The sequence below is a fragment of the Sodalis sp. CWE genome, assembly GCF_019646055.1.
Classification (GTDB): Bacteria; Pseudomonadota; Gammaproteobacteria; order Enterobacterales; family Enterobacteriaceae; genus CWE.
In genome coordinates this window covers 172,373-196,125 of the sequence record NZ_JAESFE010000002.1, presented here as the reverse complement: position 1 = coordinate 196,125, position 23,753 = coordinate 172,373, and the positions used below count along the sequence as shown (strand labels likewise).

Sequence of the window (23,753 nt, the reverse complement as noted above, 5' to 3'; positions counted from 1 at the left end):
ACTATCGCTAAACAAGTATTCAAGTCAGAATAGACTGTTCTAATAATTTTTTATTTGCATCCTAAGGTGTAACATGTCGTCGGTCTCGCAAGTTCGTAGCTTGGGTAAATGTTTTTTATTGATAGATAATGTATTAGTAGTAATGGGTTTTTATGTTGTCTTTCCGCTTATTTCAATTCATTTTGTTGATCAGCTTGGTTGGGCCGCATTATTGGTAGGTATCGCATTAGGTTTGCGACAATTTATACAACAAGGATTTGGAGTTTTTGGCGGTGCCGTTGCTGATAGACTAGGCGCAAAACCGATGATTATCATTGGTTTATTAATGCGCGCCTTAGGATTTTTATCAATGGGAGTTGCAGACGAACCTTGGTTATTATGGTTGTCTTGCGCTCTTTCTGCTCTTGGAGGCACATTATTTGAACCACCTAGGACTGCTTTGTTAATTAAATTGACGCGCCCATGGGAACGCGGTCGATTTTATTCTTTACTCATGATGCAAGATAGTGCTTGCGCTGTTATTGGAGCGTTACTTGGAAGTTGGCTGTTATGTTACTACGATTTTAGACTGGTTTGTCTTGCTGGAGCGATGTTATTTATTTTTGCTACCATATTTAACGCTTGTCTATTACCATGCTATCGTACCTCTACCATTAGAGCTCCTATCTTGGAAGGAATACGCAGAGTAACACACGATCATCGTTTTGTTACTTATGTGCTAACATTAACTGGATATTATATGCTATCAGTACAAGTAATGTTAATGTTACCAATTCGAGTGAATGAAATTTCAGGACAACCGACACCAGTAAAGTGGATGTATGCCATTGAAGCGGTTCTATCGTTATCACTACTATATCCTATTGCTCGTTGGAGTGAAAAACGTTTCAGACTAGAAACTCGATTAATGATTGGATTAACTATCATGTTTTTAAGCTTATTTCCTATTGGATTAATTCAAGACTTACACGCACTTCTTATACTAATTGCTCTATTTTATATTGGCTCAATTGTTGCAGAACCAGCACGTGAAACATTAGATGCTACGTTGGCAGATAATCGTGCACGTGGTAGTTATATGGGTTTCAGTCGACTTGGTTTGGCATTGGGAGGTGCTATTGGATATAGTGGAGGTGGGTGGTTGTATGATGCCGGTAACAGGCTAGAAATGCCACAATTACCTTGGTTTATACTTGGATTGATAGGATTTATTACATTGATTGGTCTACATCATCAATTTCAAAAAAATCCTATTGAGCCTGCAATGCTTAATAATGAACAAAGAGGAGATTAAGATTTTTAAGGATAAAATAAGTTAAGATTCTTCAAAAGCGCCTGTTTATTCATTTCTAAACTTAAAGAATTGAAAAAATAATATAGTTTGTTCAGTTTGATAAATCTATTTTATAGAAAAATGTTTATTTAAATTAGCCAATAAAGATTAAGAAAACTTTTAATCAACATTAGCATAATTTCTTAAAATAAGAAGAATCGATATTGAAAGGTTTTAAATAAGTCAGATGTTTAAGATTCTCTTAAAATAATAAAGTAAGTGAATAAGTAACATTCATTGCTTAATGCTTGGTTTACATAATAGGCTAACAAACTTCTTACTTTCTTGTAAATTCTAATTATTTGATTATCTGATGGTGAATAAGTTCTCTACTTTTAGGAAATCAGATACTGGATAAATATTTTAATTTTACCCATTTTTATTTTTCATCATTAGTGAATATATCTGAATTTCAGGAATTATAGCTATAATAGCTTTCCTTTAAGTCGGAGATTAATATAATTTCTTTTTAAGAATTCATGTTAGTACCCCACTTTAATTATGGACCATGATTGATGTTTGAAAATTATTCCCTGAGCTTTTTTAATCAAAAAGAAGATTACTTTTTATCTTTAATACTTAGTTGGTATAAGATGATAATTTACTAAGAGTAGATTTTAAAAATAGTTTTTTTACTTCAGATCGTCTAATTAATTTTTGAAACACTTCAAGTTGAAAGCAATTTTTATTAAATTGAACAAATCGTTCAGTATGATATAAATAGTTTTTGTAATTATTTTGTAATAATAAGTTATTCATAACTATTACGGTGAGGTGTCCGAGCGGATGAAGGAGCATATCTGGAAAGTATGTATACGAAAAACGTATCAAGGGTTCGAATCCCTTCCTCACCGTAATAATTTTATCGAAAGTTGTTATGTGAGAGTTTTTTGTAAGACTTTTTGTTCTAATCATGGAAAAAGGAGCTGCAACGATTTTCATATATAAAGAAGTTCTTCTTATTAGAAGAAGCAATCTTCTTTAAACTAAGAGAAGTTTAAATTGCAGAAAATCAAAAATTTAATTAATAAAGTTTCTTTTTCTTCTTGAAACGAGGATTTTAATTAACATAAAAAGAAACCTTAAAAACTAAAAAATGATGAGTAATTTTATTAAATAGATAAAGTGAGTTCATTTTATGAAAATTGATTTTTTATCAACTTATTTCTAATGAACAACCTGCAAATACATAGAACATAAAATATATAAAATTTGTCAAAATCTAGGATTCTAAAAAACAGTAATCGTAGCAAAACTTCAACTCTCCTTGCGAAGGCTACTACTGAAAGATAATAAGATCAATAGATAAACATTTATAAGCTATGTTACATTCTTAATCAAACTTCTATTTTAATTGTTACGATGTTTCATTCATTGTAGAGGGTAGAATACCGCGATAGCTTATTTCAGCTTGATATAAATCGTGGGTGTTGATAACTCCGACTAACTTGCCTTTGGGATCTACTACTGGTGCAGTAGTTATTCTTTGCTTATGCATAATTTCAAGTGCGGAGGCAATGCACCAATCAGAAGAAAATAGATGACACGGATTGGTCATAACTGCGGTAATTGGTGCCGATAATTTTCTGCCATTTAGCAGCCAGCGACGCAGATCTCTATCTGTAAAGACTCCTGCTATTTGATTTTCAGATTCACAAATGATAGTTAATCCAAGTCCAGTTCTACTAAGTTCAAATATTGCATCCATCACTGTTTCCTGGTCGGTAATACGAGGGATCTGGTTTCCACGTCTCATTACGTGATGTACGCGATTAAGTAGTTTAGCACCAAGATATCCTCCTGGATGAGATCGAGCAAATTGTTCTAGGCTAAAACCACGATGACGCATTAATGCCATTGTTAAAGCATCTCCCATCATAAGCGTATTTACTGCACTAGAGGTTGGTGCCACACCCATTGGGCAAGCTTCTCGTTCAACATGAACGTTAAGTACGCAAGTAGCAGCTCGAGCCAGCGAAGAAGAAAGATTACCAGTTAAGGCAATTATTGGAATTTGGCTTTCCTCAAGAAGTGGTAGTAAAACATCTAACTCACGTGTTTTGCCGGAATAAGAAATAAGCATTATAACGTCACGAGTCTCAATTACCCCGAAATCCCCATGTAATGCTTCGCTAGGATGAAGAAAAAAAGCCGGTGTACCAGTGCTTGTTAGTGACGCGGCAATTTTTTTACCAATGTGGCCTGATTTTCCCATTCCAGCAACAATAACCTTTCCCTTGCAAGCTAATAATAGTTGACAAGCAGTAACAATGCTATTGTCTAATCGATCGTGCATCCTTTGCGCTTCAATGATCTCAATATTTAATGTTTCACGGGCAAAGGATAGTAGTTTTTCTGTTATCATTTTTAATTATTTTCATTTACAACGAATTAAATATAATACATAGTGTTTTTTCTATTTTTAGAACACAACTCTAGATAGATTTATAATTGTATTATGTTTAATTTTCTTACTATGTTTTATATTATTTGTACGATATTTGATTGGCTATGATTTTTTTATTTTTAATTAATTTTAATTATTAGTGGTTAATATTTTGACATTCAATCCCATTATCGGCTAATTTTTTTATTTTCTTTATGTAAATTGTATTTTGAAGTTATAGAAGAAATTGCCATAAGCAGGAAAGCATGTTCTGAAATTATTTTTGCATGTTTAAAGAATTTTTAAATTTTTGAAAACTTATAAAAATAAAATGAATCACTGAAATTAATCGATCCATAAAAAGCACCATTATGCATAAGCTTACCTTAATTAATCCTAAGTTTTAGGTTTAGGCGTTCTTAATCTCAGATTAGTCAGAGCAATTTTTTATATAGCTTAATCAATTATTCAGTATTGAAAACGGTTGATTTAGAAGGTCACTTATTCGATTTATTCAAGATGATTAAAAGTTTCAATTAAACTAATTATCTGAATAAGTCAAAACAGCTTTTTTGAAAACAAAACTATTTTAATTATGTTTATTTTGACAAGTGGATTAAAGGTCTACTTGCGATTATGATCGTTTAATCTTTTTCTTAAAAATCTGATATTCAGGTTAATTAACTGACTTTATTTTAAAATTTTCTAATTACGAGAACTCGTAAAAAATTAAAATACAGCTGCAATCAATATTGTTACAGAGCAATTAAAAATTGCACTGGATAGTTTGTTCTAATATGGGCGCTTCTAATGTTTAATCATATTTAGGATTAATTTAATATAATTTGCTTGATCTATGGATAACTGATTATTAAAGGATTCAAAAATGACTTAGCATAGTTATTATTCGTACAGTGATATCTTACGATTGTTGCGATCAATAATAATCCAGACTTAGAAACAAAATGCTCACTATTTCATAAAAACACATTCCATACACGTTTCTTCTGTTCATGTAGAATATAATACAATGCTTATGCATCATTTTCAAATTTTAAAAAGTAAACTTCTTATCACTCTGATTTTTATAATTTTTGAACAAACAGTTGTTATTGCTTAACAATAAGTTACTAAATTTTAAAGAAAAATTAGCATTCATAATTTTTTGTAACTCTATAATTAAATACTAAACACTAATCTATTAGAATTAGCTTTTAGTAAGCAAAATATCCTAAATAAGTTACGAATAACTAAATAGTATTTTTATAAAATTCGTTTAACATTATTAATCTAATTTAGCAAAATATTAATATAGTGAAAATAATTCGAAATACTGATAATGATGTTATCGTCTAATTTTTTAAGATCAATCAAGTTTCCTCTTAAGGAAAATTTCAATAAATTATTTTAAAATTTCACAAATTATAGAATTTTTTATACAGGTATTATTGTTTATGACTTTTAATACAATATTTGACATTAAAATAAAAATGTAAGTACAGCACAATTATCCTGTGAATTTATTCTAACCATTTTGTATGAAATGTTCCTTTTTTATCTGTACGTTTATAAGTATGAGCGCCAAAACAATCGCGTTGAGCTTGAATTAAATTAGCTGGTAAAACAGCGGAACGATAACTATCATAATAAGTAATAGCGGAAGAAAAAGCTGGTATTGGAGTGCCATATTGAACTGCGTAAGATACTATATCTCGTAATGCCTGTTGATAATTGGAAGCTATATTTCTAAAATATGGTGCTAACAATAAATTATTAATTGTTGGATGTATGTGATAAACATTAGAGATTTCTTGCAAAAATTTGGCACGAATAATACAACCAGCACGAAATATTTTAGCTATTTTATAAAAATTCAAATTCCATTTATTCTCTCTAGAAGCGGCTTTTAATTGGGAAAAGCCTTGTGCATAAGAAATAATCTTTCCTAAATAAAGAGCTTGTCGAATTTTTTCAATAAAGAGCAATTTGTTGTTTCCAACAATAAAATCTTTATTCCTTGGTCCAGAAAGTATCTTAGATGCTTCTATTCGTTGTTGTTTCAATAAAGATAGCGATCTAGCAAACACGGACTCAGTAGTTAAATTTAATGATTCATCAAGATCCAAAGCACTTTGACTAGCCCATTTTCCAGTTCCTTTACTAACTATCTCGTCTAAAATAAAATCAATAATATACTTTCCTTCTTGATCTTTTTTAATAAGAATATTTTTAGTTATATTAATCAAATAACTATTTAATTCTCCTTCATTCCACTTACCAAATATATCAGCCAGTTGTTCATTACTCATGCCTAAGCTTGTCTTTAATAATAAGTAAACTTCTGCAATCAACTGCATGTTGCTATATTCGATTCCATTATGAATCATTTTAACATAATGGCCAGCGCCATCTGATCCAACATAACTTGCACATACTTCATCGTTAGCTTTTGCAGCAATCTTCTCCAAAATAGGGGCTATAAATTTATAAGCATGTTCTTGTCCGCCAGCCATAATTGATGGACCATACAATGCCCCCTCTTCACCACCGGATATGCCTACTCCGATAAAGTTAAAACCGTTTTTAGAGAGTTCATAATTACGACGAATAGTATCTTTATAGAAGCTATTTCCACCATCTATAAGAATGTCACCTTTATCTAAAAAAGGTTTTATTAAATCAATGACTCTATCAGTAGACTTACCGGCTTCAATCATCAATAAAATTCGCCTTGGCTTCTCAAGAGAGTGAACAAATTTACTTATACTATAGTAAGGTACTAATTTTTTATTTGGATTCGCCGCAATCACCTTCTTAACTTTTTCAGCTGAACGATTAAAGATAGAAACACTAAAACCATGACTTTCAATGTTAAGTGCCAAATTGCGTCCCATGGTTGCCATACCAAAGACACCTATATGTTGCATTGTAGACATTTAAAAACTCCTTAGGAATGATCAAATTTATCATCGTCTGCAAGTATCATCTACGCTAATTGAAAACTTTTTCTTGTATGTAAGAATATTAATGTATGTACAATCTTCCGCTTTATTATTGTCTTGATTCAATCATTTTTATTTACTTGAAGTTTCATGCAAATTTAATAATTATTATTTAAAATAAACTGTTTTTAATTTTTTAAAAAAATGAATGTAGTTTAAATTTTTTTAAATTTTTAATGACGAACAGTATCAGTTTCTTAAATGAATAAAAATATCCTAATATCGGTTATTAAGAGTAACGCTTTTAATAAAATCCATTAACTTTGACTTAAGAATTAATTATTTGAAATTAAATTCAGTTTGATTATTAGGTTGTTTTAGCAAAACTATATGAAACACAAATTAAATGATGTTAGTTGACGCTGATAATTTAAAACAAGAAATGATCAAAATATTGTTTTAACATAATGTTATTATCAAAAAATAGAAATCAAAATATTGCGATGCTTATTTAAAACAGGTAACTCAAATGCATATTTAAGGTTGAAAAATTATTTCTTTTTTTAAAGAAGTATAGATAACTACACCGCCTTTTTATAGATCCGTCTTAAACTAGTTGCTATAATAATAATTATATAGATAGAAACTAATAATTGATTAAAACTTTTAAAAAAAATATTATATAAGCGATTTGATATTTCTATAAAATTTGTAAAAGCTCTAACCTAAGAGTGAATAAAAATACAAATGTTCTTTTTTGATAAAAATTTGTTTTTATAATAAAACAAGTAACAGTATTAAATTAGATCACATCGAGCATTTATAAAATAAATTTATATTTCTTCATTGTTACTTATTTTTTAATAATCTTGCAACAATAAGACACAACGAAACTTTTCATAAAAATCTCAAAATACATTTTTTTAAAGTTTAAATTTTCCTTCTAAGAAGAGGAATGGAGGCAAACTAACAATAAGATAAGTAATCAATATATCCTGCGTAATCAGAAATTTGCTTAATTTTAAGTATTGTCTTTAATAATTTGTAGCCTGGTAGCCATTATAAAAAATTTTTAAATTTTCAACAATTAATCTTAACTGTATCACAGTAAGAAGTTGAGTTAATCTGTCCGTATTTTAATACAGACAGAAATATTCCAAAAACTGAATTAAAAATAATTAACCATTATAAAATTATTTGTTCCTTACTAAACAGTGTTTTGAATTAAGATTCACCAACTACCGAAAAGGGTTTTTTTTATTTTATTTTTACTTTAAAAACAATTGATGACAGTTATTATTATTAATAATTCATTAAATTGGTGATTACCAATCAATAAAGCTTATTAATAGTATTATTATACTCACCAATTGTATTATATATCAATCAAGTTTCTTAGTAAGAAAGTTCTTTTTTTTATTTCTTAAAAAAAAAGAAACTCACAAGAATAATTATATTAGTTCTTTAAAAGATAAAAGTTTAGATTTTATGAAGGAGAGGCATAGGTACTTTTTTCAATTCTTGAGAGTTTGCTCACTGATTCCATTTAAGAAATATGTTACAATTTTCAGTTTGTTTTTTTAATTAATTTATCTATCAAATTAGTAATATTATTTTGCTTGCTACTTTTACTTGCAATTTTACGTTATTGACATAATTAAGAATTTACTATAGGTAAAATAGGTGGATCTTTCTTATTGAAGAGAAGAGAACATACTGCATAAGAAGAATTTGTCTAGTAATTATTCGCGGCTGTTTTCTCTTGAAATAGAAAACAGCCGCGAATAGTACCGTTTACCTATCAACCTTTTGCTTGTTAGCCATGATCTTTAAAAAAAACTACAAGGATTTCCAAAAAAAATGCGTACCATATATTGCGGACATTTGAATTTATCACATGTTGGACAGGAAGTAATATTATGTGGTTGGGTTGATCGTCGTCGAGATCTTGGAAATCTGATTTTTGTCGATGTTCGAGACCGAGAAGGTCTTGTGCAAGTATTTTTTGATCCCAATTTTGAGGATCTTTTTGCTCGTGCAGAAGAGCTTCGTAATGAATTCTGCTTGCAACTAACCGGAATCGTGCAATCTAGACCAAATAATCAAATTAATAGTAACTTGAAAACAGGTTTTGTTGAAGTAATGGCTACTAATTTAATTATTATTAACCGCTCTGATCCTCTTCCGCTAGATAGTAATCAAAATAATACAGAAGAACAAAAACTTAAATTTCGTTATCTTGATCTACGTCGTCCAGTTGCAATTAAACGCTTGAAAACGAGAGCTCATATTATCAGTTTCACGCGTCAATTTATGGAATCTGAGAATTTTATTGACATTGAAACACCTATACTAAGCAAAGTTTCCCAAGAAGGAGCCAGACCTTATCTTGTTCCTAGCCGAGTACACAAAGGAAAATTTTATTCTTTATCGCAGTCGCCACAGTTATTTAAACAACTACTAATGATATCAGGATTGGATCGCTGTTATCAGATTGTAAAATGTTTTCGTGATGAAGATCTACGATCTGATCGTCAACCAGAGTTCACTCAAATTGATGCAGAAACCTCATTCATGACTAAAAATCAAATTATGGAAATAATGGAAAGGTTTATAAAATCGTTGTGGTATGAAATTATTGGTGTTGACATTGGAACTTTTTCAAAAATAACTTACACTGATGCTATGCATCGCTTCGGATCAGATAAGCCAGATTTACGTAACCCAATAGAACTAGTGGATGTAACAGATTTAGTAAAAAATACAGGTTTCGAGAAATTTTCTTTGCCAGTTAATGATAACCAAAATCAAGTTACAGCACTTTGCGTGCCTAATGGTGCACAACTGCTAAGCCGTAAAAAAATTATTGAATACGATAAATATATCAAAATTTATGGTGCTAAAGAGCTAACATGGATAAAAGTAAATCAATGTAATTTTGATGCAAAAAGAAGTGTACAAGGACCAATAGTTAAGTTTTTAGAAAATCAAGTCATTGAAGAAATTTTGGCACGTACTAAAAGTATTAGTAATGATATTATTTTTTTTAGTTCTGGAAATAAGAATATCATTATGAATGCTATGGGATCTCTTCGATTAAAAATAGGTTTAGATTTATGTTTAACGACTTCTAAAAGTTGGGCTCCACTTTGGATAATTGATTTTCCAATGTTTCAAAAAAGTGGAAAAAAAATAACAGCCGTACATCATCCTTTTACTAGAGCAAAAAGCATTGATACTCAAACACTCATCGCATCACCTATGTTGGCCATATCTGATGCTTACGAAATGGTAATTAATGGTTATGAAGTAGGAAGTGGCTCAATGCGTATTCATCATAGTAACACACAAAAAGCGGTGTTCAGCATATTAGGAATTAGTGAACAAGAACAACAAGAAAAATTTGGGTTTTTACTAAATGCATTGCAGTATGGAGCTCCTCCACATGGAGGATTTGCTTTTGGTCTTGATAGATTAGTAATGTTATTAACTGGTACTGATAATATTCGCGATGTCATTGCGTTTCCAAAAACTAACTCAGCGATGGATTTAATGATGCAGGCACCTAACTATTGTGAAGCTACTATATTAGCAGATTTATCGATTTTACCTTCAAAAAAATGAAAGTTAAGTAAAAAAGGGATGGTGGATATATATTTCTTTAGTAAAATTAGAATGGTAATCATTTAAAATTGAACTACATTAATCCTATCCCAGGATATTCTGTTTATAGAATAAAGTCCTTTCATTTAAAAAATTAAAATCTAAAGAAATTTGCCAAAGTTGCCAAACTTATTTATTACTAATATATATAGACAATTTTGCTCTCAATAATTTATTGACATAGTAATATTAAGCTATTTAAAGATTTTTTGTCTGAAAAACCTTTTTAAAAGGCTCCGATTAGATTCCTTAAAAGGAAAATTATCTAAATGATGATGAGTTAATCAGTAATAATTAAATTTTTGAAAGAAGCATTTTACAAACAAAGAATTCGTTTAAATATTTAGAATAATATTCGTTCGAGTGATTTTTTTAGGAAAAATATAATTAGAAATAATTTGAGAAAATACAAAAAATCACGACATAGCGCATTTATATCAAATACCCATTTAGATGGAATTAGATATAAACAATTTATATTGAAATTCTAATTAAAAAGATTAAATTTACTATGTAAATAGTAGTATTTACTAGCAAATTTATTTAAATAAATAATAAAAAGTCATAATCAATCCTAGAATATTAGGGTCAGAAATCTTAGAATAAACAGACCACATAAGCTGATAAAGCTTAATTCTTTCAAAAAAAGAAAATTACATCTTCTACTAAGATAAATCATATTTCTTTTATCAAGAAAAGAAAACTTAATTAAGTAAAATGTTTTAAAAACATTTTTTCTTCACAAAAAAAAGAACGTTTTTAGTTTAAATAACAATTTATTAGATTCTTTTGCTTGTTTAAGATATCTTTTAATTTTTCGTAAAAATTTTTCTAAAATTTTTAGTAAAAACATTAATTTTTAATTGGTCATCTTGACTTATCGTTTTTTCTGTTTTGGGTAGAAATATAACATGTCAATAATTCTTGGAATTGATCCTGGTTTACACATCATTGGTTACGGTATTCTTCGTCAAGATCAACATAAATTGGTTCATGTGAACAGTGGATCCATTCGTATTAAGATTGGTAACCTACCAACACGACTTAAGTCAATTTACACTAATATTAATAAAATTATTAAAGAATTTCGACCTAATTGTTTAGCAATAGAGCAGGTTTTTATGGCTAAATATTCAGGTGCGGTATTAAAATTAGGTCAAGCAAGAGGTGCAATTATTACAGCTGGAACAAATTTGGATTTGCCAATTTTTGAATATGCAGCAAGACAAATTAAAAAAACTGTAGTCGGTAATGGTGCAGCAAAAAAAAACCAGATACAAAATATGGTACGTATCCTTTTAACATTATCGGAAAATCCACAGGAAGATGCCGCTGATGCATTAGCTATTGCTATTACCCATTGCTATATTAGAAGAAACAATCTATTCCAGAAAGAAGCGCAAAATTTTTGGCTTAGACGAAGAAGAATATGGTATTAGTTTACTGTTTCTTTTTTTCTTCTTTTAGAAAAGAAATCTCTAGGTTTTTCAAAAAAATTATTTTAAATGGTTACAATTAAGGCCAGAGGAGAATTCATTGAGATGATTGGACGTCTCAAGGGTGTTATTTTAGAAAAACAGCCGAAGCAGATATTACTAGAAACTTGTGGAGTAGGATATGAGATTCTTATTCCAATGAGTTGTTTCTACGCTCTTCCAAAAGAAGGAGAAGAGGTAGTAATATTCACTCATTTTATAGCACGTCAAGATTCCCAATTACTTTTTGGTTTCGTTGATAAGCAAGAACAAGTTTTTTTTCGTGAACTTATTAAGATTAATGGAATTGGACCGCAATTAGCGCTTTCAATTTTATCAAAAATATCCATGAAGCAACTGTTCAGTATCATCGTACAACAAGAAATTAGTACACTAATAAAATTGCCAGGCGTTGGTAAAAAGATAGCAAAACGATTAATAACGGAAATGAAAGATAAATATCAAAATCTAAATAATAAAAACCTATTCCTACCGTTTCCTTTAGAAACAAATAAAACACATTCAACCTCTAAACAAAAAATAACTGCACTTTCTGATAAAACTTTATCTGTTAGTCCAGAAGGCGAAGCTATCTCCGTATTAGTAGCATTAGGGTACAAATTGCAAGAAGCAATTCAAATGGTAAATAGAGTTTCTTCTATCGAAGATAGTTGCGAATCGATTATTCGAAACGCATTACGTAACCAACATTTTTATGTAAAAACATGATACATTCCAATCGACTGACGAGCAATTTTCCTATACAAGGGGATGAAACTATTGATCGATCTCTTCGACCAAAAAAATTATCTGATTACATTGGACAACCACATATATGTGAACAAATGAAAATCTTTATTCAGGCAGCAAAAACACGTGGTGAAGCAATGGATCATTTATTAGTTTCAGGTCATGCTGGTCTTGGGAAGACCACGTTGGCTCATATTGTCGCTAATGAGATCGGCAGTAATTTTCGATCTACTTCAGGTCCAATTTTAGAAAAAGCTGGAGATTTAGCAGCTATTTTGGCTAATCTTGAACCTTATGATGTTCTTTTTATTGATGAAATTCACCGTATACCGACAACAGTAGAAGAAATACTATATCCAGCTATGGAAGATTATAAGCTAGATATTATGATCGGGGAAGGTCCAACTGCCCGTTCCATTAAAATTGGATTACCTCCATTTACTCTAATTGGAGCTACTACTCGACTTGGTTTATTAACGTCGTCACTACGAGATCGTTTTGGAATTGTACAAAGATTGGATTTTTACCATACAAAAGATTTGCAACACATTATTAATCGTAATGCCTTTTACTTAAAAATGAATATTACTGAAGTTGCTACATATGAGATTGCACAACGATCGCGAGGTACACCACGTATTGCTAATCGATTACTGCGTCGAATACGCGACTTTGCTGAAGTAAAATCTGTAAGTGATATCACGGAAAATATAGCAATAGATGCTTTGAATATGTTGGATGTCGATACTAAAGGATTTGACTTCATGGATCGTAAATTATTAACAACGATTATCAATAAATTTGTTGGAGGTCCAGTGGGATTAGATAATTTAGCGGCAGCTATTGGTGAAGAACGCAGGACAATTGAAGACGTACTAGAACCGTTTTTAATTCAACAAGGATTCATACAACGAACTCCACGAGGACGGATTGCTAGTGTACATGCTTATAATCACTTTGGGATTAAATTGAATAATGATCGTAAAAACTTTAAAAAAGAAAGAAAAAACTAAAAACAGCAACGTTAATTAATAGAAATATTATATTATGTTTAATAACAATACGCTCATCCAAATTAAATTTGGCGTTTGTCTTTAATTACAATAAACAAAATCGATTGTCTTAAAAAGATATAATACAGTAATTACATATAAACTTTTCCTTTATTAAGAAAAAGAAATTTTACTCCAACAGTTAATTCATATACTAACTAGGTTAGCTTAAAAAGACAGTACTAAGTAATTTAGCCAACTATAATGGTTTTAATCAATATTTAGTTTTGATTTTATAAGGAATTTTTTTAAAAACAATGTAACGCATAAAAAAATACGCTACGTAAGGAATAATCTTTCCAACTTAAAGATAGTTATTATTTGAAGCTGATAATTTGTTTTCTATTTTAAAAAAAATTTATTTAGTGTATAAAATCCTAGTGTTTAATCGTTTATCGTATTTTCGCTCTTTCATATATGGAAGTATAATTATATTAATTATCTCTGTTCTTCTATTCTATTTTTCTAGAATGCAGCCCATAGGTCAGACAAAAAAAATAAGGCCCTGCATTCATTTAATTCAAGATAGTATCAACATAGATAAGTTAATATTTAAAATCGATGGACCTTCTAATAGAGTTGTCCCAGATAACTACAAAGCAATGTTGAAGAATTTCCTATGTGAACATAAAAATGGTATTTTGCATAAATATAATATTTCCGCTAAACATGATCAAACAACTTTCTTTAAAATGCACAATAACACCAATATTGTTGTTACTCATGCTCTTTCGATTCAAGAAAAAAAAACAGTATTATTCCGTCATGTGGAAATAATCAAATCTATAAAAAAATGGAGTATAGCGGCTTTAAATAATTTAAAGCGTTTAATATATGGACGTTTTGCTAAACAAAATAATACAGTATGCACCAATAATAGTTTCTTAATTGATAACTATAGAGAAAACATTGTTAATGTTCGAGGCCAATGGTGTAATTCAACTTTAAATAATTGTCGACGATTCGATGATAACTTTATTACTGCTGCTTATGTTGCTGGTCTAACTGGCAGCGACATTAATTCGATAATTGAAGCATTACAATGGCAATTAGATCTTCATAAACTACATAGGAACGCTCAATTTTCAATTCTTATATTGCGAGACATGATGACTAAAAGTAAGTTGCTTGTTGGAGTACGACTTCACAGCAGTGGCAAAGATTATTACGCTTTTCGTGCAAATAATGGCAATTTTTATAACTTACAGGCTGTTAGTCTTACTCGGAACTTTATGCGATTTCCGACTTTAAAACGATTTCGTGCTTCTTCTAATTTCAATCTATATCGCTTTAATCCGATCACTAGACGCATTACTCCACATCAAGGAGTTGATTTTGCAGTGCCGATTGGAACTCCGGTTTTAGCTGTAGGTGATGGTGAAGTTATAGTAAGTAAACGTGGAGGTGCTGCTGGAAATTATGTTTCTATTCGTCATGATCGTCAGTATACAACACGTTATATGCACCTAAAGAAAATGTTTGTAAAACCTGGACAAAAAGTAAGGCGCGGTGACCGTATCGCTTTGTCTGGAAATACTGGACGATCAACTGCTCCTCATTTACACTACGAAATGTGGATTAATCAAAGAGCAGTAAACCCACTAACAGCCATTTTACCTCGTACAAAAGACCTTACCGGCCTTGATCGAGTTCAATATTTGGCTCAAGTAAACAAAATGCTTCCTCATTTACAACTTGATTTAAATAATTCAACGTCTTAAGAATCGAATAACAATAGTTTTTTTGAATTAAATGTATATGAACTTTAAATAATATTCTTCCTATTCTCAACAGAAGAAAAGTGCAGCTTCCTTCTTAAGAAAGGAAAATGATCGATTCTTGGCTTCTAAAGAAGAAAAAATCGGTAAGTATTTACTATTATTTTTTTAACTAAAAAAGTCTATTTTTAATGATAATTAAGAAACGTGATCAAAGTAATGTCTATGCTTTTTTATATTTAGTTAAAAACATTTCCATATGGGAATTCAATGCATTTTCGTTTTATGATAATTAGACATTCAAATTGAAGGTCGTTATCCTGGAATAGTTCCATTCATAAATAGAATTAATTATTCTTGTTACTCATTAAGAAATTGAAATTAGGTATTCAGTTCTTTTAAGAATTTCTAATTATAGAACAAAAAATAATTATTAAAAATGGTCTTTTTTTAGTAGCTTTAAGTCTTATTATTTACCGGTAATCTTTTTTTTACATGTCATGTTCAAAAATATTTATCAGGCCACACATAAAAATCCTTTTAATCAGAAAGAGGTGATGTTAAGCAAATGTGAATATCTTAATTTTTATTATAAAATTTATAATGACGTTATCCTTAATTAAAATTTTCTCTATAAAAAGATGGAGCAGCCCTTTTAAAGAAAAATCAACTCGTTATTGTTCTTAATTAAATAACATCTGTATAGTTTCACTAATTAGTTGGATATTTAATATTACTAGTATTGTGATAGCTAACCAACCTAAAATAATAGATGGAACACAATTGACAAATTTTCCCATTCGTTTTTTAGAAGAAGTCAAATATAAAAGCGGAACCATTGAAATAGGCAAAGCAATGCTTAAGAAGACCTGAGTATAAATTAACAATTTCTCAACCATATCTCCTTTGTCGCCTAACAAATAAATGCAGCCTATAACAGGCATAATAGCAATTAATCGAGTAATTATTCTTCTTTGCCACAAAGGCAATCGAAAGTTAATAAACCCCTCCATGACAATTTGGCCCGTCAAAGTTCCTGTAATTGCGGCATTTTGACCTGATGCAAGTAATGCAACTGTAAATAATGTAGATAAAGTAGAACTAGCAATAGCACCAACCATAGTATGATCTTGTAGAGCTGTATATAACTGAGCAAAACGACCAATATCGTCTGGATTCTTTCCAAAAAATAAAGAAGCACCGAGAATAAGGAGCAGACAATTAATAATAAACGAAAATCCTAATTGCAGATTAGAGTCAATTGTTGCGTAGCGAATCGCTTCCTTTAAAGCTGTCTCATCACTACGATCATACTTTCTTGACTGAACAATGGAAGAATGTAAATATAAGTTGTGCGGCATTACGGTAGCACCAACGATCCCAAGTCCTATAAAAAAAGCAGAATCGCCTCCTTCTACCTGTGCTGTAAGTATATCATACTGTGGAATGAACGAACGAAAAATCTTGCCTAAATCTGGATTAGCTAATGCCACCTCGTAAGCAAAAATAACAAAAATAGTAGTAATTAAAGTAAAGACTAATGCCTCAATCTTTCTAATATTAAACTTCATTAAAACTAAAAGTAAAAAAACGTCCAATACTGTAACTACTACTCCAAGCAGTACTGGGATTTTAAAAAGTAAATTCATAGCAATAGCGCTACCAATAACCTCGGCAATTTCTGTAGCAATAATTGCTAATTCAGCAGCAACCCACAACACAAAGGCAGCTTTTTTTCCAACCAAACATTTTGTAGCTTGCGCTAAATCCATTCCTGTAACAATACCTAATTTTGCACACATAACTTGCAACAACATACCAATAAGACTGGAAATTAAAATTACGGATAAAAGTAGATAGCTGTAAAGAGAACCTCCTTGAATAGAAGTAATCCAATTTCCAGGATCCATGTAGCCTACCGCAACTAATGCACCAGGTCCCGAAAAAGCAAATAATTTTTTAAAAATTCCACCTGTCCCTTTCGGAACTGGAATAGTAGCATTTATTTCTTCCAAACTATTTTTTCTCACTATTTCCATTTTTTTTTCCAATTTTTGACCAAGAAATCGCAATAAATGATATTATCATGAAATGTAAGCTTATTAAGTTTGTGTTCTCTAACTAAATATACATAAACATTTATTATGTACTAGTTATTAATTCAGTCAGCACAAAGAGTATTTATGAAGATAAACTTTCTTTCTCAAAAAGAGCAATAAATAGAAGATTTATAATGTACAATTTTTGAATTAATGAGTAGCGACTTCCATTTAAAGAAATCATCCAAAAGTGGATTTATTCGTTATTGAACATAAACTTCACTACTAGTTCTTACAGAAATTAAACTTTGGATCTATTGCTCAAGCAATAGCTGACAGGAATTATAGACACTACTAATATTGAATTCATAACACTAAACGTACTTTTGATATGCTTTTAGCATTAAATTAATAATTTTATTTAATTTATGCAACTAAATTTAAAAAGAATGAAATTTTCTATGTTCTTCTTTTTATAAGGGGGAGAAGAAGTTAGTAAGTGATTCTTATTTGCAATGAAAAAGAAAAGAAAAAGATTGTTGCAGTAAACTTGCAATAATATCCGAAATCATTAATTTAGTAGATAAATTTAAAAACGAAAATGAACTAGCCAGCAACTAATTTCTTTTATTAGCAACAGTGCTATTAAAATTCTTGACTAAAGAAATGCTTCTTTCTTAAGAAGAACAAACCTTTAAATAAAATTATCAATGCATTAATGATGTCTAATCAAAATCGATTTTTCCAACAAAATCAACAAAAACCGAACAACTAACAATAAAAAATAAAGAAAAAAAGAACACAAATGGATTCAATTTTATTGAGGAGTGTTTTAATCTTTTAAGTTATTTAGAGTTTTTGTTAAAATTTCATTGTATAATTACTTTATTTAATTAATGGACAAATCGTTATTTGTTTTTATATAAACTTTGTTAACTTAATTGGTGATTACAAGCGTTTTGAACATTTTTAATAGGGGTACCGAGTACTAAATAAAAAAATATTTAATTTGATTAATTTTCCGGTCATGTTTAATTATGTGATGTTTTACATAACTGGAATTAACTAATGTTCATTGTTTACACGGTTGAAGTTGATAACTGACATCTTTTATCGTACGTAGTATTATACGACAATTATCGATTCTTTATTATACAAATACTATATATAAATATATTGAAAATTTGAGATAGACGTTCTAATAGAACGTAAACTAAACTAACTATACTTTCTTAAATAATTTTTTTATTTTAAATAAATTTTGCGTCTGTCTTTGTGCCCTAAAAAGTTACAATAGATCTATATATTGTAACTATTGATATTTTTTTTCTTCTCTATTTTTATTTTTATTCAAAGATACAACTATTCTACACGTAAGATGCGACTAGTATTAGTATTACCTGCTTTACCTATATCTCCGTACGTGATGATAACAAGATCCCCTGAAACAAAGAAACCCTTATCACGCAAAAAACTAACGATATTAGTTGCTAATAATGCTTGCTCGCTATTTTCATTGAAATAGACCGGTATAACTCCGCGATAAAGAGTAGTTAAATTTAAGGTGTTTTTGTGACGAGAAAGAGCAAAAATTGGTAAATCAGAACTAATGCGAGACATCATAAGAGCAGTATGACCAGATTCTGTCATTGATACAATAGCGGTAATTCCTTTCAGGTGATTAGCAACATACATTGCCGACATAGCAGTAGCTTCTTCAATATTATCGAATTGTTTGTCTAAACGATATTCAGATGAAGCATTAATACTTTGCGGAACTTTTTCTGCTCCGAGACAAACATTAGCTACTACAGAGACAGTTTCAACAGGAAACTGACCTGTGGCGGTTTCGGCTGATAACATAACCGCATCAGTGCCATCAAGAATCGCATTAGCAACATCCATAACCTCAGCACGAGTAGGTGTTGGATTAGTGATCATTGACTCCATCATTTGTGTAGCAGTAATCACGGGACGATTTAATGTGCAAGCGCGTTTAATCAATTTTTTTTGAATACCTATCAATTCGGAGTCTCCAACTTCAACACCTAAATCGCCTCGCGCAACCATTACTACATCTGAAGCAAGAATAATATCATCTATCGTTTCTTCCGTTGCTACAGCTTCAGCTCGTTCTACTTTCGAAATAATTTTTGCATGACTGCCTGCATCGTTAGCCAAACGACGCGCATAGTGTAAGTCTTTCCCTGCTCTAGGAAAAGACACTGCTAAATAATCAACACCAATTCTGGCAGCAATAGCAATATCAGCCTTATCTTTTTCAGTTAGTGTCTTAACAGATAAACCTCCCCCAAGTTTATTGATACCTTTATTATTGGATAAAAAACCGTCTACCATCGCCTCAGTGTAAACTCGAATGCCTTCAACTTTAATTACCTTAAGTTGCATACGCCCATCATCAACTAAAAGAATATCACCAGGAGCTACATCACTTGATAACTCCTTGTAATCAATTCCTACTTGTTTACAGTTTCCTTGTCCATGACTAAGTGAAGCATCCAATAAGAATTTATCGCCAATTTTTAAAAAAATTTTTCCTTCACTAAACGTTGAGATACGAATTTTTGGTCCTTGTAAATCACCTAGTATTGCCACATACTGATTTAGTCTAGATGAAATTTCACGTACTCTCTTGGCGCGTATAAGGTGATCTTCTAAATTTCCATGTGAAAAATTCAGACGTACAACATTAGCACCTGCAATAATAATTTTCTCAAGATTATTGCCACGATCAGTAGCAGGACCAAGAGTTGCAACAATTTTTGTTCTTCTCAACCATCTACGCATAGGTAATTCTCCGTTAACTTAACAATACGCTAGTAGGTATAGTCCATATGAGGAAGCTTTAATAAAGAAGTAAAAACACAATCTATTTTCAATTTCTATTTTAAATAATGATATTCATGAAAAACTTGATACTAAAAATAAAGTTAGTTACTATTTTTAATAGAATCTAAACTTTACTTAATTTGATTAAAATGTAATGTAACTAGTCTTAAAACTACTGAAAAATTTTTTCATTTATTATGTACATTTATAGATATATGATTCCGTATCTAAGGACAGATAGAATTCTATAAGTCGTTTTTCAGTTCACTAATGCATTTAATAAATCTTAAACTAATTATTTTCTTACTAAAGAAAGGTACAAAAAACCTATTAATATATCCGCAAAAGAAATCTGAAAGTTATTTACTTAACATGCTTACTTTCAATTTTTCTTTTTCGTAGGCAAGCAATTTTTTTTAAAAAATGCTTCTAGAAAATCAAAAAATATTTTTTTTTGTTATAGTTATCTCACATAAAAACATTTTAGAACCTAACTAATAAATTAATTACTTCTCTAAGATAGAAGTAAAACTTTGATTGTTAAAATAATTTAGATCAATTCTAATTCACTATTGGATTATTTGATTCACTACTGTAAGCTTGTTGATAACAATTGAGAATGTATTGTATTATTAATTTAGTAGCTAAGAGCGCGTGATATATTTACAAATTTTCTTAGAAAATGATAAAATCCACTTTTAGTCTATTGTTCAATTGTAAATTGATTCATTGGTAATTTGGTAGAGGAATCTCAATTTGAGAATTGATAAATGTTAACTTGCAAAAATAAAATAAAATTTTCTCCTTATAAAAGGAGAAAGAGTTTCCCACTAAATTAAAATATCAAAATTTACCAACCTATAGATGATAGGTTGATAAAGCATCTCTTTCGAGTCAAATAGTCGCTTTAAACAAAAAGATTATTAAAATCATCTGGTTTTGTAACTAAAAAAAGATTCAGGATCGTTTTTTTAATTAGCCTATCCTTTTTGACAGATACATTTATAAGGTAAAGAAAAAAACAGAAAGAATAATCGCTATCTTACTAGAATAAGGACTTTCTCTTTTCTATTTTTAATAGAAAAATATAGCAAATTAATCATAATTGTAGTGCCTAAGAATTAAACAAATTTAATGAAAAACAAGCAAAAACAAATAAAAAAAATTGTTAATGAATATCAATCTCAATGAATTAATATCAATGATTAGTCATCTAAAGATTCTTTCTTTAAAGAAAGACCAATGAAAATATTTAGTTTCTTCTCTTCCAGAGGAGGAAGATATGGCAGTTGCTTCAACGCAAGCTTGCGATTTAGTTATTTTTGGTGCCAAAGGCGATTTATCACGGCGAAAATTATTACCTTCATTGTATCAGTTGGAAAAAACTGGCTCGATTCATCCAAAGACGAGAATTATCGGTGTTGGTCGCGCAGATTGGGATGCTAAATCTTATACTAAGGTTGTACGCAAAGCATTAGAGGTCTTTTTGAAAGAACCAATTAATGATAAATTATGGAAAATATTAAGCTCTCGGTTAGATTTTTGTAATTTAGATGTAAGAGAGACAAAACATTTTGATCAGCTAGCTAAAAAATTAGATCAACAAAACAGAATAACAATAAGTTATTTAGCTATGCCGCCTACGACATTTAGCAATATTTGTAAAGGACTTGGTGAAGCAAAGTTAAACAATGAACCTAGCCGTGTTGTTATGGAAAAACCACTTGGTAATGACTTAGCTTCTTCACAAATAATAAATGACCAAGTCTCGCGGTATTTTAATGAAAATCAGATTTATCGTGTCGATCATTATTTAGGAAAAGAGACAATATTAAACTTATTATCACTTCGTTTTGCTAATTCGCTTTTCGTCTCTAATTGGGACAATCGTATCGTTGATCATGTTCAAATTACAGTAGCTGAAGAGGTCGGAATCGAAGGTCGTTGGGCCTATTTTGATAGGGTTGGTCAAACGCGCGATATGATTCAAAGTCATTTATTGCAAATATTAGCAATGATTGCTATGTCCCCTCCTTCTGATCTAAGCACTGATCGTATTCGCGATGAAAAAGTTAAAGTTTTACGTTCATTACGTCCTATTGATCATAGGAATATACGTGATACTACAGTGCGCGGACAATATATTAGTGGTTTTGTTCGAGGAAGAAAGGTACCCGGTTATTTAGAGGAAGAAGGCGCTAATAAAAATAGTCGCACAGAAACTTTTGTTTCTATTCGTGTTGATATTGATAATTGGCGTTGGGCTGGGGTACCATTTTACCTACGAACTGGCAAACGATTACCAACAAAATGTTCAGAAGTAGTGATTTATTTTAAAAATCCAACACTAAATCTTTTCAAGGACTCTTATCAAAAGTTGCCTCAAAATAAATTGACTATCCGCTTGCAACCAGATGAAGGAATGGATATTCAAATTTTGAATAAAATGCCAGGCTTAGATCATAAGCATCGTGTACAAACTACTAAATTAGATTTGAGTTTTGCAGAAACTTTTAATCAAAAACATTTAGCTGATGCATATGAACGATTATTACTAGAAACTATGCGGGGAATTCAAGCATTATTTGTTCGACGTGATGAAGTTGAAGAAGCATGGAAGTGGATCGATTCAATTTTAAAAGCTTGGAAAGTAGATAACGACATCCCAAAACCATATCAAGCAGGAACATGGGGTCCAATTGCCTCTGTTGCAATGATTGCCCGTAATGGAGGCGTATGGAGTGAACTTAGATAAACGCTATTATAATAAAAAACTATAAATAAATAAAAATACTTACTTTCCAGTTTTACTAAAGGCTTTAGTATTTTTTCTTTTTTTATCCGTAGATGAGTTTTTTAATTGTTGTCAATTTCTTTTTGATTCTTTTAATAAGGAACAAAATTTTAAATATGTTTCACTTTACGATAAAATTTTTAGATTTGAATAATTAAAAAATTAAATTTGAACTATCTTATTAATTTCGCGTTTCTTAGTAAGAAAAAACCTCTTTATAGAAAAACTATTCTTCTGAAAGTGGTGGAATAAATCCTATCCCCATATCCCAAGGTTGTTCAATCCAAGTATTTTGCGGAACATCGATAACATAATCATCCACTAATTGTCGACCAGCGGGTTTAGCAAAAATAGTTACAAAGTATGCTTTTGGATATATCTCACGAATAACTTTAGCCGTATTACCGGTATCTACTAAGTCATCAATTACGATTAATTTTTTACTATCCCCTTTTGCTTGTTTTAAAATATTCAAATCATGTTGACGATCATGATCATAGCTAGCAATACATACGGTATCTACATGACGAATCCCAAGTTCACGAGCTAGTAAGGCGCCAGGAACTAAACCACCACGACTAACCGCAATAATGCTTTTCCATCGTGTTGCAGGTAATAAACGACTAGCCATAGTGCGCGTGTAAATCTGCAGAGTATCCCATGTAACGAGGTATTTTGCGTTCATAAATGTATGAATTAAAGTTGATTGGATTATACCAGGTTAAAGAAAGGAAATTTCTTTAAAAATTTA

General features: G+C 30.3%; 13 protein-coding genes and 1 tRNA gene. 8 read left to right on the top strand and 6 right to left on the bottom strand.

What is annotated here, in order from left to right; translation table 11 throughout:
• Window positions 1-73: 73 nt before the first annotated feature.
• Complete coding sequence (gene mdtH, locus JK145_RS02980; RefSeq protein WP_220665387.1) at window positions 74-1,294, top strand: multidrug efflux MFS transporter MdtH; 1,221 nt, start codon at window positions 74-76, stop codon at window positions 1,292-1,294.
• A 618-nt stretch (window positions 1,295-1,912) separates the two neighbouring features.
• On the opposite strand, the gene JK145_RS02975 is transcribed toward mdtH, so the two are convergent.
• Window positions 1,913-2,131 (bottom strand): hypothetical protein, encoded by a 219-nt coding sequence (locus JK145_RS02975; protein WP_220665386.1) that lies wholly within the window; start codon window positions 2,129-2,131, stop codon window positions 1,913-1,915.
• On the opposite strand from JK145_RS02975, the gene JK145_RS02970 reads away from it, so the two are divergent.
• Window positions 2,102-2,187, top strand: a tRNA-Ser gene (locus tag JK145_RS02970). The two genes, JK145_RS02975 and JK145_RS02970, sit on opposite strands and share 30 nt — an antisense overlap.
• A gap of 503 nt (window positions 2,188-2,690) precedes the next feature.
• Here the strand turns inward: JK145_RS02970 and gutQ are convergent.
• Together gutQ and gndA are read right to left on the bottom strand one after the other, a co-directional pair.
• Window positions 2,691-3,698 (bottom strand): arabinose-5-phosphate isomerase GutQ, encoded by a 1,008-nt coding sequence (gene gutQ / locus JK145_RS02965; RefSeq protein ID WP_220665385.1) that lies wholly within the window; start codon window positions 3,696-3,698, stop codon window positions 2,691-2,693.
• Between the two features lie 1,541 nt (window positions 3,699-5,239).
• Entirely contained in the window at window positions 5,240-6,655 is a 1,416-nt protein-coding gene (gene gndA, locus JK145_RS02960) for an NADP-dependent phosphogluconate dehydrogenase (RefSeq protein WP_220665384.1), read from the bottom strand.
• 1,866 nt (window positions 6,656-8,521) lie between these two features.
• Here gndA and aspS point away from each other — a divergent pair.
• The 5 genes from aspS (at window position 8,522) to mepM (ending at window position 15,322) form a co-directional block, all read left to right on the top strand.
• Window positions 8,522-10,285, top strand: coding sequence for an aspartate--tRNA ligase (gene aspS, locus JK145_RS02955; protein WP_220665383.1), 1,764 nt, complete (start codon window positions 8,522-8,524; stop codon window positions 10,283-10,285).
• A 950-nt stretch (window positions 10,286-11,235) separates the two neighbouring features.
• Window positions 11,236-11,763, top strand: coding sequence for a crossover junction endodeoxyribonuclease RuvC (ruvC, locus tag JK145_RS02950; RefSeq protein WP_220665382.1), 528 nt, complete (start codon window positions 11,236-11,238; stop codon window positions 11,761-11,763).
• A 102-nt stretch (window positions 11,764-11,865) separates the two neighbouring features.
• Window positions 11,866-12,528 (top strand): Holliday junction branch migration protein RuvA, encoded by a 663-nt coding sequence (ruvA, locus tag JK145_RS02945; RefSeq protein WP_220665402.1) that lies wholly within the window; start codon window positions 11,866-11,868, stop codon window positions 12,526-12,528.
• Entirely contained in the window at window positions 12,525-13,562 is a 1,038-nt protein-coding gene (gene ruvB / locus JK145_RS02940; protein ID WP_220665381.1) for a Holliday junction branch migration DNA helicase RuvB, read from the top strand. Before ruvA ends, ruvB begins: the two co-directional genes overlap by 4 nt.
• Before the next feature lie 404 nt (window positions 13,563-13,966).
• Window positions 13,967-15,322 (top strand): murein DD-endopeptidase MepM, encoded by a 1,356-nt coding sequence (gene mepM / locus JK145_RS02935; protein WP_370627591.1) that lies wholly within the window; start codon window positions 13,967-13,969, stop codon window positions 15,320-15,322.
• A 680-nt stretch (window positions 15,323-16,002) separates the two neighbouring features.
• Here the strand turns inward: mepM and JK145_RS02930 are convergent.
• Complete coding sequence (locus JK145_RS02930) at window positions 16,003-17,358, bottom strand: Nramp family divalent metal transporter (protein WP_220665379.1); 1,356 nt, start codon at window positions 17,356-17,358, stop codon at window positions 16,003-16,005.
• Between the two features lie 1,362 nt (window positions 17,359-18,720).
• Entirely contained in the window at window positions 18,721-20,166 is a 1,446-nt protein-coding gene (gene pyk / locus JK145_RS02925; RefSeq protein WP_220665378.1) for a pyruvate kinase, read from the bottom strand.
• A 1,324-nt stretch (window positions 20,167-21,490) separates the two neighbouring features.
• Here pyk and zwf point away from each other — a divergent pair.
• Window positions 21,491-22,963, top strand: a complete 1,473-nt coding sequence (gene zwf / locus JK145_RS02920; protein ID WP_220665377.1) for a glucose-6-phosphate dehydrogenase — start codon at window positions 21,491-21,493, stop codon at window positions 22,961-22,963.
• 265 nt (window positions 22,964-23,228) lie between these two features.
• Here the strand turns inward: zwf and gpt are convergent, their stop codons facing one another.
• Window positions 23,229-23,687 (bottom strand): xanthine phosphoribosyltransferase, encoded by a 459-nt coding sequence (gene gpt / locus JK145_RS02915; protein WP_220665376.1) that lies wholly within the window; start codon window positions 23,685-23,687, stop codon window positions 23,229-23,231.
• Between the last annotated feature and the right edge of the window lie 66 nt (window positions 23,688-23,753).